Source organism: Ruminococcus sp. YRD2003 (assembly GCA_900109435.1).
GTDB lineage: Bacteria > Bacillota > Clostridia > Oscillospirales > Ruminococcaceae > Ruminococcus > Ruminococcus flavefaciens_G.
Genome location: FNZT01000004.1, coordinates 143,068 through 157,795, shown reverse-complemented (window position 1 = coordinate 157,795; position 14,728 = coordinate 143,068). Strand labels below are relative to the sequence as shown.

General features: G+C 40.9%; 15 protein-coding genes. 6 read left to right on the top strand and 9 right to left on the bottom strand.

The window, feature by feature from the left end:
• Nucleotides 1–2: 2 nt before the first annotated feature.
• From BMX22_RS03610 to BMX22_RS03595, 4 genes are all read right to left on the bottom strand, one after another.
• A complete protein-coding gene (locus tag BMX22_RS03610; RefSeq protein WP_074740726.1) occupies nt 3–602 on the bottom strand; it encodes a hypothetical protein in 600 nt (199 codons plus the stop codon).
• A gap of 5 nt (nt 603–607) precedes the next feature.
• Nucleotides 608–1,288, bottom strand: coding sequence for an alpha/beta hydrolase (locus tag BMX22_RS03605; RefSeq protein WP_074740724.1), 681 nt, complete (start codon nt 1,286–1,288; stop codon nt 608–610).
• A gap of 63 nt (nt 1,289–1,351) precedes the next feature.
• A complete protein-coding gene (locus BMX22_RS17030) occupies nt 1,352–1,564 on the bottom strand; it encodes a M48 family metallopeptidase (protein ID WP_081349055.1) in 213 nt (70 codons plus the stop codon).
• Nucleotides 1,565–1,654: 90 nt separating this feature from the next.
• Nucleotides 1,655–2,023, bottom strand: a complete 369-nt coding sequence (locus tag BMX22_RS03595) for a helix-turn-helix domain-containing protein (protein ID WP_177172960.1) — start codon at nt 2,021–2,023, stop codon at nt 1,655–1,657.
• 139 nt (nt 2,024–2,162) lie between these two features.
• On the opposite strand from BMX22_RS03595, the gene BMX22_RS03590 reads away from it, so the two are divergent.
• From BMX22_RS03590 to BMX22_RS03575, 4 genes are all read left to right on the top strand, one after another.
• Complete coding sequence (locus BMX22_RS03590; RefSeq protein ID WP_074740721.1) at nt 2,163–2,801, top strand: restriction endonuclease subunit M; 639 nt, start codon at nt 2,163–2,165, stop codon at nt 2,799–2,801.
• Complete coding sequence (locus tag BMX22_RS03585) at nt 2,794–4,311, top strand: Eco57I restriction-modification methylase domain-containing protein (RefSeq protein ID WP_074740720.1); 1,518 nt, start codon at nt 2,794–2,796, stop codon at nt 4,309–4,311. Before BMX22_RS03590 ends, BMX22_RS03585 begins: the two co-directional genes overlap by 8 nt.
• A 1-nt stretch (nt 4,312) precedes the next feature.
• Nucleotides 4,313–7,201, top strand: a complete 2,889-nt coding sequence (locus BMX22_RS03580; protein WP_074740719.1) for a GIY-YIG nuclease family protein — start codon at nt 4,313–4,315, stop codon at nt 7,199–7,201.
• A gap of 245 nt (nt 7,202–7,446) precedes the next feature.
• Nucleotides 7,447–9,603 carry a hypothetical protein gene (locus BMX22_RS03575; RefSeq protein WP_074740718.1) on the top strand — a complete coding sequence of 719 codons (2,157 nt, stop codon included), beginning with the start codon at nt 7,447–7,449 and terminating at the stop codon, nt 9,601–9,603.
• 118 nt (nt 9,604–9,721) lie between these two features.
• On the opposite strand, the gene BMX22_RS03570 is transcribed toward BMX22_RS03575, so the two are convergent.
• From BMX22_RS03570 to BMX22_RS03560, 3 genes are read right to left on the bottom strand one after another with little or no spacing between them, the layout of a single operon-like run.
• Nucleotides 9,722–10,207 (bottom strand): amidase domain-containing protein, encoded by a 486-nt coding sequence (locus BMX22_RS03570; protein ID WP_074740716.1) that lies wholly within the window; start codon nt 10,205–10,207, stop codon nt 9,722–9,724.
• Nucleotides 10,204–10,698, bottom strand: coding sequence for a superoxide dismutase family protein (locus BMX22_RS03565; protein WP_081349053.1), 495 nt, complete (start codon nt 10,696–10,698; stop codon nt 10,204–10,206). Before BMX22_RS03565 ends, BMX22_RS03570 begins: the two co-directional genes overlap by 4 nt.
• Nucleotides 10,699–10,745: 47 nt before the next feature.
• Complete coding sequence (locus tag BMX22_RS03560) at nt 10,746–11,453, bottom strand: DUF421 domain-containing protein (RefSeq protein WP_074740714.1); 708 nt, start codon at nt 11,451–11,453, stop codon at nt 10,746–10,748.
• A gap of 215 nt (nt 11,454–11,668) precedes the next feature.
• Here BMX22_RS03560 and BMX22_RS16770 point away from each other — a divergent pair, with 215 nt between their 5' ends.
• A complete protein-coding gene (locus BMX22_RS16770) occupies nt 11,669–11,836 on the top strand; it encodes a hypothetical protein (RefSeq protein ID WP_318259671.1) in 168 nt (55 codons plus the stop codon).
• A 12-nt stretch (nt 11,837–11,848) separates the two neighbouring features.
• Entirely contained in the window at nt 11,849–12,028 is a 180-nt protein-coding gene (locus BMX22_RS03550; protein WP_031560079.1) for a hypothetical protein, read from the top strand.
• A 30-nt stretch (nt 12,029–12,058) separates the two neighbouring features.
• Here BMX22_RS03550 and BMX22_RS03545 read toward each other — a convergent pair whose 3' ends face one another.
• Both BMX22_RS03545 and BMX22_RS03540 read right to left on the bottom strand, forming a co-directional pair.
• A complete protein-coding gene (locus BMX22_RS03545) occupies nt 12,059–13,972 on the bottom strand; it encodes a thioredoxin domain-containing protein (protein WP_074740712.1) in 1,914 nt (637 codons plus the stop codon).
• 79 nt (nt 13,973–14,051) lie between these two features.
• A complete protein-coding gene (locus BMX22_RS03540; protein WP_074740710.1) occupies nt 14,052–14,546 on the bottom strand; it encodes a recombinase family protein in 495 nt (164 codons plus the stop codon).
• Between the last annotated feature and the right edge of the window lie 182 nt (nt 14,547–14,728).

The window sequence follows — 14,728 nt, the reverse complement described above, 5'->3', positions numbered from 1 at the left end:
CCTCAATCTTTATTCGACTTTTTTCGGACAATAATTATTCTAAGCTCCTCAGTTTTTCTCGATAGTTGATATGTACGCTGCTCGTCATAATGGAGTTTTTCTGCTACTGATTGAAATAATTTTTCTCGTTTTTTATCATTGCTTTCATAAATATAGTCTATATAGCACTGATGACACCAATAATTACGGATTTCTCGTATTTCATCAATTACTTTATAGTCTTCCTCTGTTAATTGCGTATTCATTCCTTCTGTTTCAAGCCGTTTTAATTCTTTTATGATTTTTCCCAGATTCGTCTTGCTTATATTTTCATAGTTTTCGACAAAATTACCATTATGAATTGTAGCATAAATTATTTTAAGATTATGTTCAATACATTGAACCTGCTGTATGAGTTCGCTATGTATTAATTTGAACATATCTTTATTCATCTCAACATATTTCCCATTCTCATCAAATTTAATTTTAAAGTAATTATCCTGTATTTCTTTAAGTGCAGTTTCTCTATATTTTTTGAGGAACGAATTTAGTTCTTCACGATCCATCTTTTTAATAACTCTATATGTGTCTCTATCTAGTCCATTTTCAAATATGTCAACCATGATAATCACCTACAAAATCCTTCTATAATTTGTTTTTCGATGCTCCATTGTACGCCCTTTGCAATACGCTTCTCAGGCTCATTGAAGTGTCCTCCGTTGTTCCATTCAAGGAAATGACGGGACACGTTTTTGTCGGCGCACACAAGCTCATACTGCCTGCGAGTGCAGTCCCCAACAGTCGCCATAATACAGTCCCGAGCCTTTTTTTCGCGGTCGCCGAGACTGAGATAAACGGAGCTATTTTGCGGCGCGGTATGGCTCTCGGCGTAGCTTATCCAGTCCCCGAACCACAGCGAGCCCGAACAGCTGATAACTCCGCCAAACGCCTGGCTTTCGTAGAACACCCACAGGCTGAAAAGTCCTGCGAGGGAGTATCCGCAAAGGATACGCTCACCTGTAAGACCGTACTCTTTTTCGCAGTACGGAACACACTCGTTCACAAGCCAGTTAAGCGTTGAGCGTCCGCCGCCCGAAAATGACATTTTCTTGTTGAGTTTGAACTCCCACGGCGAGAAGTCGGCATTCCAGTCCTCGACCTCATAAACGACATAGTTACACTTTACGTCATCGCATAGCGCAAGGACTTTTTCAATAGTCTCGGAGCTGTTCTTCATCTCACCCCAGTATATCGTTGGCAGTTCATCGCCGTTTATTTTGATATGGCAGGTTCTGCCGCTTATGTCCATTATTTCCACTCTTTTCTATATATCATGATGCAGACACCGATTATTCATGGCTGTTTAGGATTTTCATAGAATAACACTATTTTCAAGAAGTTGCTTACTTTCCCGCAAATCAGGCAACATTACTTGTAGCAAGTTGTAAAACTGCTTTGAATGATTTGGATGAACAAAATGGCAGAACTCATGATACACTACATATTCAATGCAATTCTTCGGGGCTTCAATTAATCGTTTGTTTACAAACAATAAAATGATGTCTATAACACCTTGCTTGTACATATTATTATAACTTAAAAAGTGCAAGTTTTCAATATATAAATGTAAATATAAACAGCCGCAAGAGACTTAAAATCCCTTGCGGCTTTACTGTTACCGAGATAATTCTTCAACAATCTCTCCCAGAAGCTGACAGCTTTCGGGGGAGAGTTTTTTATTAGATGTTTCATTACCATTCCTGAATACAGAAATCAACTTGTTGACAATAGCAAGCTGCTGGTCTGTAAGGTTGTATGCTGAAATGCGTTCACGTTTCTCTGTACCTGACAAATAGTCCATAGATACGTTAAATATTGCGGCAAATGCCTTGACGGTGTCAAACGTAGGAGATTGCAGTCCCTTTTCATAACGGCTGATTATAGAGCTTTCCTTATTGATTTTACGAGCAAGCTGCTCCTGAGTGAGTCCTTTTTCTTTTCTCAGCTTTTGGAGTATAATACCAAAATCATATGCATCTTCCACAAATATCACCTCAGCAATTTGACTATATATCAAATTATACCCCATATATCTTGATAAATTTGCAGAATGATGATATAATATTTGATATATAAACGAATTTGCAGGTGCATATTTGAAAATATATCAAAAAGGAACCATTATGAACAAACAAGTAAAATCCAGGCAGCGTGTAGCCGACCACGGAGAAGTATTTACGGCTGAGCGTGAGGTAAAAGCCATGTGCGACCTTGTATTGCCCGAAACACAGCGAATTGACAGCCGATTTCTCGAACCTGCCTGCGGTGACGGAAACTTTCTCGCAGAGGTGCTGAGCCGCAAATTAGCTGTTGTGCGGAAGAAATACAGGCGGAGTACCATTGACTATGAAATGAACTCCCTGCTGGCTGTGAGCAGTCTTTACGGTGTCGATATACTGGCGGATAACGTTGCCGCCTGCCGTGAGCGACTCTATAAACTATGGGCGAAGCAGTACAAGTCGGTATGCAAGAATGAGTGCAGTGATGATATGCACCGTTCTATCCGCTTTATACTGGAGCGCAACATTGTCTGCGGAAACGCTCTCACGCTGTGCTGTGTTGATGAAAACTGTAACGATACCGATGAGCCTATCGTCTTTTCGGAGTGGGCATTCATCACAGGAACAAAAATTCAGCGGAGCGACTATACCTTTGCGGAGCTGCTAAGTCAGGACGAGGCTCAGCTCAGTATCAGCGGAGATGAGGGAACGTTCCTGCAAAAATATATTTGTCATTACAGGAGGTTAGGTGAAAATGGCTGAAGGACTATTTGAAAACGTTTACAATCCCGATGTACTGTCGTGTCTGGCAAATCTCTCCAACGATGAAGTTTTCACGCCTCCCGAGGTTGTCAACCAGATGCTTGATATGCTGCCGCAGGAGCTTTTCTCTGATCCCGACACGACATTTCTCGACCCTGCCTGTAAAACAGGAGTATTTCTCCGTGAGACAGCCAAACGGCTCATCAAGGGACTTGAACCGCAGTTTCCAGATTTGCAGGAGCGTATCGACCACATCTTCCACAAACAGCTTTTCGGTATCGCTATCACGGAGCTGACGAGCCTGCTGTCACGGCGCGGACTTTATTGCAGCAAGTATCCCAACAGCAATTATTCCGTCAGCCGATTTGACGATGCACAGGGCAATATCCGTTTCAAGCGAATCAGCCACAAATGGGAAAAGGGCAAGTGCGTTTACTGTGGAGCGTCCGAGAGCCAGTATGAGCGTGGTGACGAGCTTGAAACCCATGCGTATGAATGGATACATACTATAAAACCAGAGGAAATTTTTAATATGAAGTTCGATGTCATAATATCAAATCCGCCTTATCAGCTTAGCGACGGAGGAAACGGAGCAAGTGCCTCTCCATTATATCAATTGTTTGTTGAAAAGGCTAAAATGCTAAAACCGAGATATATAACTATGATAATTCCATCTCGTTGGTTTGCTGGTGGAAAAGGACTTGATGATTTCAGAAAAGAAATGCTTGAAGACAATCGAAATGTGCGTATAGTTGACTATGTCAATGCAAAGGACTGTTTCAACGGCATAAGTCTTGGTGGAGGTGTTTGTTATTTTTTATGGGACAGAGATAATCCTCGCCCATGTGAATTTACCAATATACATGACGATATTATTTCAACACAAATACGTGATTTATCAGAATTTCCAGTGTTTGTAAGATATAATGAAGCTATTTCTATTATTCATAAAGTTCAGAGTTTTAAAGAAAAAACAGTTTCAGAATTAGTTGGAACACGTAATCCCTTTGGATTATCATCCGCCGCAAGAGGAAGCGAATATGAAGATGAGATTTTATTATATTCAAGCGGTGGAAAAGGCTATATTCCAAAGAATATCATAACACAAGGAAATGATATTATAAATAAATACAAGGTAATGATTAGTAAAGTTACCAGTGAACATGCGGGTGAACCAGATAAAAGCGGTATGTTCACGGTTATTTCTACAACAAGAGTTTTGTCACCAAATGAAGTTTGTACCGATTCATATTTAATTGCATTTGTTTCCGACACGGAGAATGAAGCAATTAATTTTGCTAAATACCTTTGCAGTAAGTTCTTCCGATTTTTATTACTACAAGCCGTTTCTTCAATTAACCTTTCAAAAGATAAATTTCAGTTTATTCCTATCCAAGATTTTTCCCAAGAATGGCATGATGAACTATTATATAAAAAATACTCACTATCTAAAGAGGAGATAGATTTCATTGAATCAATGATTAAACCTAAAGAATTAGGCGGTGATTAATATGATCGAACAGGAATTTTTCCCTCAGCGCCCCTCGGCAGCACCTTCCATATACGCTTTCCGGCTCAATGATGTTGCCAGTCACAACGGCTACATAAAGGTCGGCTACACCGACCGTGACGTAAAAACCCGTATCCGTGAGATAATGCACACAAGCGGCGTCCCGTACACGATCCTGTGGTCGGATTCGGCTATGCGTCCCGACGGTTCGTGCTTTACCGACCACGACGTTCACGCTATACTCCGCCGAAACGGCTTTCACAGGCTCTATGAAGGCGAGGACGATAACGAGTGGTACGGCTGCTCCGTTGACGACGTAAAGGCGGCAGTCCGCGAGCTTAGAACAGGCGAGATAGCTGATACTCAGCGCACCCTCGACTTTCGTATGCGTCCCGAACAGCACATCGCCGTCAAGCGTACAATGGAGTATTTCCGAAAGGCGAAAGCTGATGAGCCGGACCGTGCACCGAAGTTCCTGTGGAATGCTAAAATGCGCTTTGGCAAGACCTTTGCGGCGTATCAGCTCTGCCGTAAAATGGGATTCAAGCGGATACTTGTGCTGACATTCAAGCCTGCGGTGGAGTCAGCATGGCACGAAGATCTTGTGACTCATGTTGACTTTGAAGGCTGGCAGTTCATCTCCAACAAGGACGCTCACAACAATAAGATCGACATGGACACCGCCTACCGCAAGGCTGATAAGTCGAAGCCTATCGTTGTTTTCGGCTCGTTCCAGGACTTGCTCGGCACTAACGAGAATGGCGGTATCAAAGCGAAAAATGAGTTTATACACACCGACAACTGGGATATTATCATCTTCGATGAGTACCACTTCGGTGCATGGCGTGAGAATGCCAAGAAGCTGTTTGAAAATCCCGACGACGAGGCTGATGCTGACTTCGACATGGAGAAGTACCAACAGGAAGAAGCAGGCAATGCCTACAACGAGAGCTTTCTCCCAATCACTACGGGACATTACCTGTTCCTGTCGGGTACACCGTTCCGTGCAATAAACAGCGGCGAGTTCATCGAGGATCAGATCTACAACTGGACATACTCCGATGAACAGCGTGCCAAGCATGAGTGGAAAGGTTCGGGCAATCCCTATCTTGCACTGCCGAGAATGGTTCTTATGACCTATAAGATACCCGAAAGTATCCGCCAGATCGCACAGCAGGGAGAGTTCAACGAGTTCGACCTAAATGTATTTTTCTCCGCCAAAGGAAAGGGCGAGGAGGCACACTTCGTATACGAAAACGAAGTGCAAAAATGGCTTGATCTCGTCCGCGGAGCATATCTTCCTTCCAGTATTGACGATCTGAAACTCGGACAGGACAAGCGTCCACCTATGCCGTTTTCTGATACAAGACTGCTGAATGTCTTATCGCATACGCTGTGGTTCCTGCCGAATGTAGCGTCGTGCGAAGCTATGTATAATCTCTTGCAGCAGAAGCAGAACGCTTTCTATCACGATTATAAGATAAACCTCTGTGCAGGTTCAAAAGCCGGAATAGGGCTTGACGCAGTTGCACCTGTTATCAGCTCCATGAAAAATCCGCTTGAAACAAAAACTATAACGCTGTCATGCGGCAAACTGACCACTGGCGTTACTGTAAAACCGTGGACGGGAATATTCATGCTGCGTAATCTTAAAAGTCCCGAAACTTATTTCCAGGCAGCATTCCGAGTTCAGTCTCCCTGGGTGATAACTGCCGAAAACGGCGAGGCTGAGATAATGAAACGCGAATGCTATGTTTTCGATTTCGCCCTTGACCGTGCACTTCGTCAGATCTCAGACTACTCCTGCCGTCTGAATGTTGACGAGTCAAATCCTGAGAAGAAGGTTGCGGAGTTCATCAGCTTCCTTCCTGTCCTTGCCTATGACGGCTCGACGATGAAAGCTATAAATGCACAGGACGTGCTTGATATCGCCATGGCAGGAACATCTGCAACACTCCTTGCAAAGCGCTGGGAGTCGGCTCTGCTTGTGAATGTTGATAATGATACACTGCAAAGACTTATCAATAATAAAGACGCCCTCGACGCACTTATGCGTATCGAGGGATTCAGAAGTCTTAATCAGGATATCGAAACTATCATCAACAAATCCGAAGCTGTCAAAAAAGCCAAGAAGGAAGGTATGGAAAAGCTCACACCCAAGGAGAAAAAAGAGCTTACCGACGAGGAAAAGGAATACAAGTCACTCCGCAAGCAGATACAGGAGAAACTTATCAAGTTTGCGACACGTGTACCTGTATTTATGTACCTTACCGACTATCGTGAGCGTTCACTGAAAGATGTTATCACTCAGCTGGAACCGGGACTTTTCAAAAAAGTCACAGGACTTGATGTCAAGGACTTCGAGCTGCTGTGCTCCATAGGCGTATTCAATGCAAGTCTTATGAATGACGCTATATTCAAGTTCAAGCGTTATGAAGACGCCAGCCTTGTTTATACAGGCATCGATAAGCACGAAAGCGACGAGATTGGTGGTTGGGATACTGTTATCCGCCGTGAGGAATACGAGAAGCTATTCTATAATCAGCAGGCAACTATGGACGCTCCTGAGAGCAATGAGTCTCCAGCAGACACTATTGCCGCTGCCGTTACAGTAACTTCACCAAAACAGGAGCTTGTTACTACACAGTACGGCATACCTACTCCTGACAATAAGCCTAAAAATCCTTCTGTTCCTGTGAAAACTAAAGCTGAATCCTTCGATATTTCAAAAGTTAAAGTCGGTATTAAGGTTTCACATAAGATGTTCGGTGTCGGCACTGTTGTCAAAAAGTATAAGTCCAATAAGTATGTTATAGTTCACTTCAAGGCAGGCGAGAAGCAGTTTTTGCTGCCTGATGCATTTACTAAGGGATTTTTAAATTTACAATAAGAAAAGCAAGGGTTACTTCCCTTGCTTTTTTGATTATAATTTTGGTTTTGGGGAATGATAATTTGTGAAATTAGCGATTAATATTTTAATTATATTATATAATCAACGCTTTCCCATTTATAAACTTGTTTTTTGAATATATATATATAGAATGAGTTGCAAAATATGAAATTGTGTATTTATGTAATAATATTGAAAAAGAAAGGTGTGTGTGATATAATATGTATATCAAGGTGGTGATTGATATGCAAAACAAAAATGCATTAATAGCTATGGCTAATGTTAGTCAAAATGCAGGCAATCCTTTTTTCGCTTTTGAAGAATATATTAAGTATTGTATGTTTATTAATCCTAAAAATGAATTAACCTTCAAAGAAATAGAGAATTCTATTGAACAAGAATTCGGACTAAAACTACCTAAGAACATAATAACAAGATGCTTAAATGATTTGGTCAAAGAAAAAATCATCTCGATAGAAGAACATCAATTTAAAAAAGTTGGTTCTTTTGACGTGGAAAGATTTGACGAAATACGAGTGAAATATCGAGAAACAGAATCTAAACTAATTTATTCACTAATTGAATATGCTAAAAGCTATAACAGAATATGGAATTATGATAAAGCAAGAGAATTGCTTATTAAAGTTTTGGACAGAAACGGCCTAGCTTTTGATATTTTCACCCAAAAACATACTGTAAAAAGTAATATCGAATCACTAATGCCATTTCACCAAACACAGGAATTACTACTTGATGATGATGAATCTTTATTATTCGATAGTCCAGATAACTCCTCATCTTCCACTGATAAGATTCCTCTATTTGATGATGTTTATTTTGTAGGACGTTTTATTGATAAAATTATAGAAGGCGATTCAATATATAAGGACTATCTTGTCAAAATATGTGCAGGATTAATGATATGTGTCGGTACATATCAATTACCAGGAACTAATTCTACAAATTCAGCAGCCATAATAAAAGGAACGAGTTTTTTCTTTGATACGAGATTATTGCTCAGATACCTTGGCTGTGCTGGAGAAGCAGCTGTAGAATCAGCAAAAGAACTTGTTAACCTTATACAATCCTTGGGCGGAAATATTTATTACTACCCTCAAACCTTGGAAGAAATGAATCGATCGTTTGAAAAGGCAATAAAACTCGTCCAAAAAGGGTATCCGCCCACGGATTATGAAATGCTTCTATATTTTCAAAGCATTAACAAGAGCATAGCAGTGTTAACTGCAAAAAAAGCATCTTTAGAAAAGGAACTAGCATCATCACACATTTATCTAAGGAAACTAAATCAGTATAATGAAAGCGATCATCTCAAATTTGGATTTGATCTTAGTTCTTTAAAGAAGTATATGTATTCTAAATTGTTTTGGGATACTAAAGCTATAGATAATGATGCCTTATCAATTTGGGAAACTCACATGAGAAGAGAAGGGAATTACAATGAATACTGCGGAACAAATAATAGAATTCCTGTTTTTGTCACTAACAATTCACGGCTTATCAGCATAGCATTGGGCTTTCGTTCTGAACGTTGTATCAGTAATATTTCAAATTGGAATCCAAATAGACTTCCTGTAATAACTGATGTAAGATTAACATGTAGATTATGGTCTCCAGCAACTAATTGTGAACGATTTTCGTTATTATACCTTACAGCTAATGCAGTTGCAGCACAAAAACCAACTCAACTTTATTACAACAGAATTATCGAATTAGCCGATGAATACGAAAAAAATGTTCCTGAATATTCTAATATTTGTCTGACAGAATACTTTGATGATATCGTTACCGAAGAAATACTGAAGGAAACACAAGGAAATGAGAAAAATCTAGATGCAGGTACGTTTGCTAATTCAATAGCAGAAATCCAAACGTTAAAAGCATTGGAAGTTGAAAGAGAAGCAAATAAGAAATTTGAAAAAGTGTGTTTAGAAAAAAATACCGCTATATCAGAGAGAAACAAAAAAGAACAAGAACTAAACAATCAAAGTCAAGGAATAATTGAAGCCGCAGTTGAAAGAAATAAAAACAAACTTGGTTGGCGAAAAATAGTTTTAGCTATAATTAAATGGTCACCGTTATTGTTTGTTATTATTCTTGCAATAATATCATCCTTGATATCATCTTTTTGTGGTAGTTGGAATTATATGGCAATTGCAGGTATCGGTGCTTTTCTTGCTTTGGTTGAATATATTTTAGTATCTGATTCCTTAGTAAAAAAGCTCTTGAAAAAAATCTTCCCCAAAATAAAGAACTCATATATCAAAAAAATAAAAAAGAATCTTTCTAATGTTGAGTTACCTTTTCAAGAAGAAATTATCAATAAATCTATCGAACAGACCGAATATATAATAAAAGTTAAAGACAAAATTTCAGAACAATAATAGTAATCGCAAAGAACCGCTTAGGATCACTCCTAAGCGGTTCTTTGTGCATGTGTTACAATATAGACCCCAACGATTTCTTTCCTAAAAATAGCAATTTTTGATCACTTAAAATAAGTCATCCATATTTTCTTGAGCCTGCTATCCTGATGCATCTGATGTCATCATAAATGTAAGTATTCAGCGGACGATCATACGCATTGAAGGTGTGAGCTGCGATATACGGGACTCCGCTGCGAACATTGATAACAATCAGACTGTGATGGAATCTGCCATTTGCTCCAAGCTGTATAACATCACCTGCACGGACCTGACCGAGTGATACAAGTATGCCAAATGGTCCGACACCTTTGTTATTTACAATGAATTTATAGAAATACTCCACACTTGTCCACGCAGCCGACCTGTCGTGAAGTGAATTGTAATACCAGCCTGTATCACGGGTATAGTTCATGACCGCTCCGCCTGCGTACAGACATTGGGACACGAAATTAGTGCAGTCTCCACCGATATTTTCAAAGTTGTAGTATGCAGGATTTGCCGAAAATGCCCACCTGCGAGCGTATTCTATCTCAGCCTTTATGTTGAGCGGATATTCTTTCATCTCATAACAGGTCTGATTATACCGCAGGCAATTTTCTCACCTGCGTTACCACTTGGCTGAGTGGTGAAATCATCGGGACTTCCGTGAATTATTATGGCTTTTCCTATCACATCATCAACTGTAAATCTGTTTGTCAGGAATATGGAAACTGCCCTACCGTTATTCCCGAAAAGCGGCGGCATATCTCCCGTATGGAAAGGGTGTATGCAGTTATCCTTATTCAGATGAGTTCCTGCATCAGCAAACTTATCTTTGTCATTACCTGTGCATGACTCGCCCTCATGTATGTGAAAGCCAAATACCTCCTGACTGCACCTATTGCCTGCATAAGGAAGTCCTTCAACATCGGCGTATACGAGCGTACCATTTTTCATCATATAGAATCTCACAACTCCGTAAATATCGGGATATTCATCGCTCCCCGTCAGTACAGCCGCCGCCTGCGGTCGTTTTTGTATAAGTGAAACTCCGCTGCAATTCATTCTGTTCATAGCATAATTCCTCCCGAAATATTATATGACGCTGAACAGTAATGCGTTCATTCAAACGGGTCGGCGCTTTGCTTCTTCACTTCCATAGGATACAGCTGAAGCGTTTTTTTCACTGTGTCTGCCATGCCGAGAAATATCTCCTTCGCATTATCAAATCCCTGCTCGTGAAGCTGTTTATCGAGCCACACTCGCTCGAATCCTGACTTTTTAAGATTGACATCGTTGATGTGTCCGTCGAGGATAACGTTCACCATTATTTCCTCCTGTTCAGGTTCAAGTTTCAAATCAGAAGGCTTGAGCGGTCTGTCGGAATCTACAGGGAGCAGACTCAGCGAACCGTTATACTCGAATACAGCCGTCCTGAGATTTGTAAGGTCGAAATATCCCTGATTGCGGCAGTGCGTGAGGAAGTCACTGATGTCGATACGCGCCTTTTTAAAATTGTCACGGTAAAGCTTTCCATTGTGGAAAAGGATAAGAGGTCTGCCGATAAGCACCTTACGGAAATACGTCGATTTTCCTGTTATTATCGAGACTGCATAAGCACTGAGAGCGTAAATCGTCATCGCCACTATCATACGCTCGGGGTGCTCGTCCTCAAAGGAGCACTCCGCTGCAATAGAGCCGATAGATATACCGATGATGTAGTCAAACATACTAAGCTGCGAAAGCTGTTTGTTGCCCATGAGCTTTGTCAGAAGAAACAGTACAATAATGCTGAGAAATGAGATCCACGCGGTTTTCAGAAGTTCCATATTTGCCTCCTTTTTAGTTTATTATGTGCAGTGAGATGTCAATTATTATCTGCGGACTGAAAGAATAAGACAGCGGCGTTTACGCACAATATATCCGAGGTGATTTAAATGGCAAAACAGGGTATGAAACGTCCCGACTATACTCATACAAAGCCTAAAAATGAGCAGTCCGCAGTGCCTGAGATACAGGGAAAAGCCAAACACGGAAATCTCATGTGAATCCCATTATCGCAGGAACCTCGGGAGCAGAGCAAAAGGTATGGCATAACAAGTCGTATTCCGAGGAAGTGCCGGTTTCATCGGCATATCCCGCAATCGACAACGACCTCGCACGCGACAACATCGAAAACGATATTCCTGCCGCTGATTTGCAGGACATCTGAAGGAGGTGCAACATGAATAGCTTTGAAATGCCTGTCGGACTCGGAATGGCGCTTGCTATGAATCCCGAGGCAATGGAAAAATTCTCATCCCTGACAGAACAGCAGAAATGGGAAGTAGTAAGCGGTACTCACGCGATACAGTCGCGGAAAGAAATGCAGCAGTACGTCCGCAATATAATCGAGGCATACTAAAACGAGGAGCAGCACATCGCTGCTCCTGTTTTATGGCATATTTAATTCGTTTGACGGCGGAAGACAAGTATTCCCCCTGCACACATAAAAGGTCGTCCGTCCATTCAAAAGCGGATATTTCTCATCTGCCTGTATAAATGTAACATTTGCAAGAAATGGCAGATTGGATATATCTGGTGAGCCTTTGGCTGAAATAATAACACGCGGCGGCGGAGCTTCATTCAGAAGCTTTGCCAGAAGGAACATACAATGTTCTGAGGGATAGTCCTGTGACTGCGCCGACATGAAATCAAGCTGTTTTTCCGCACATTCTCGATATTCTTCCTTTTCTGTGAGCTGATGCAGCCGTATAAGATCGTATGCCATAATTGAGTTTCCGCTTGGGACAGCACCGTCATACAGTTCCTTCGGATTTTTAAAAAGCTCAGTAGTTTCGCACATATTGAAGCCGCCGTTTTTATCAGAAAAGCGCTTTACTGCCTCCGCACAGAGTTCCTCTGCTCTCATAAGATATTTATTGTCAAGCGTAGAATTGTACATCTCAATCAGTGCGGCGATATAATAAGCGTAGTCCTCCAGAAATGCGGTATCTGAGCGTTTTCCGTCACGAAAGATTGTATAAATATGCTCTCCGTCCGACATATTCTCCTCAATGAAACGCTGTGCATTTTCAGCCGCACAGAGGTATTTTTCATAGTGTGACACTCTGTAAAGCATCGACATTGCCGCTATCATCATCGAATTCCACGAGAGCAGTATTTTGTCGTCGAGATGAAGCTTAGTACGTTTTTTGCGGTACTCATAAAGACTTTGAAATTCAGCTTCAAAATCGGTATCAAGGTCTCCGCTTTTCAGCAGATTTGGTATATTTACGCCCTCAAAATTTCCATGCTCTGTGATATCAAAGGCCTCGGAAAAGTGCTTACCCTTATCGCCAAGAACAGACATTATCTCATCAAGCGTAAAGGTGTAGTATTTTCCCTCAACGCCCTCGCTGTCTGCGTCCTGTGCGGAATAGAAGCCGCTTTCGGGAGAAGTCATCTCGCAGAGAATGTAGTCTGCTGTTTTGATAGTTGTTTCAAGATATACTTTCGAGCTCGTAAGGCTGTACATAGCGGAATATGCGATGATAAGAAGTGCGTTGTCGTATAGCATCTTCTCAAAATGCGGAGCAAGGAAATACCTGTCGGTAGAGTAACGCGAGAAGCCACCGCCGATGTGGTCAAATATGCCGCCTTTCCTCATTTGTATAAGAGTTTTTTCAGCCATTTTCTGTGCAGTTTTATCGCTATTAATCTTTGCGTAATACATCAGGAACATCAGCTCGTGCGGAATAGGGAACTTCGGTGCAGAGCCGAATCCACCGTAAATACTATCATAGCTCTTGCGGAGCATCTCAGCGGCAGTTTCAACTATGTCACCATTGACTTTATTTCCCTTGACCGATTCTGTATTTTTCAGCATATCGGTTATATTTTCCGCAGACTGAATGAGCTTTTCACGTTCTGTATCCCACTGCATTACGACCGCATTGAGTACATCGCGGAAGCTTGGCATACCAAAGCGAGGGGTGGTCGGAAAGTAAGTTCCTGCAAAAAAAGGCTTTTTGTCCCACGTCATAAAAACACTCATCGGCCAGCCGCCACTGCCGGTAAAAGCCTGACATACCGTCATATACACGCTGTCAATGTCGGGACGCTCTTCGCGGTCAACTTTTACAGAAATGAAGTTTTTATTCAACAGTTCAGCTGTTTCGGAATTCTCAAAGCTCTCATGTGCCATAACATGACACCAATGGCAGGTGCTGTAACCGATACTCAGGAAAACCGGCTTATCCTCCGACTTTGCCCGTTCAAATGCCTCGCCGCACCACGGATACCAGTCAACCGGATTGTCTGCGTGCTGAAGCAGATAAGGACTTGTTTCATTTTTCAGATGATTCATATACACTCTCCTTGTATTATTTGAGATTAGTATATGTGTGATCATTACTTGTATTCAATAATAAAGGATATGCTTGCCTTTATCCCTTATTATTAAGCAGTATTTTTCTCTTTTTCAATTTTACTCTTTCAAAGATATCTCTGCTGATTATTGGCTCATGATTATTTTCAATGAAATACATATCAAGTTCACCATTATTCTTTTTTCGTTTTCCTGTCAACGAGTTTTCAGTGAAACTCTTCTGCATAATAACATCTCCTACATATTTTTCATTGTCAAGTATTCTGTCAATAGTCGAAGTGCTCCACTCATATTTTCCCGTAACAGTCTTGATTTTGTTTTCTTCAAGATACTTTTTAATCTTGCGAACCCCCAAACCATTAAGATATAGCTCAAATATCTTTTTTACTATTCTTGCTTCATCCTCAACGATTACAAGATGTCCATTCTCATCTTTGGTATAGCCTAAAAATCGAGAACAGTTTAACCATACTTTGCCCTCACGCATTTTTCGACGTATCCCTTTTTTGATTTCATTGCTCTTACGATAATTCGTCATATTATTGACCTTCATTGTCATCAGCTCCTATAATTAATTATATGTAAAAAGGCGTATGCATTGATTTGCATACGCCATATTTATTGTTGACAAAAACAAAGCTACATTTTATGCATTATGCAACAAAAATGTAGCTTTCAACTTGGAGCTTGTGACGGGACTCGAACCTGCGACCGTCGACTGTTTTTAAAGAGAGC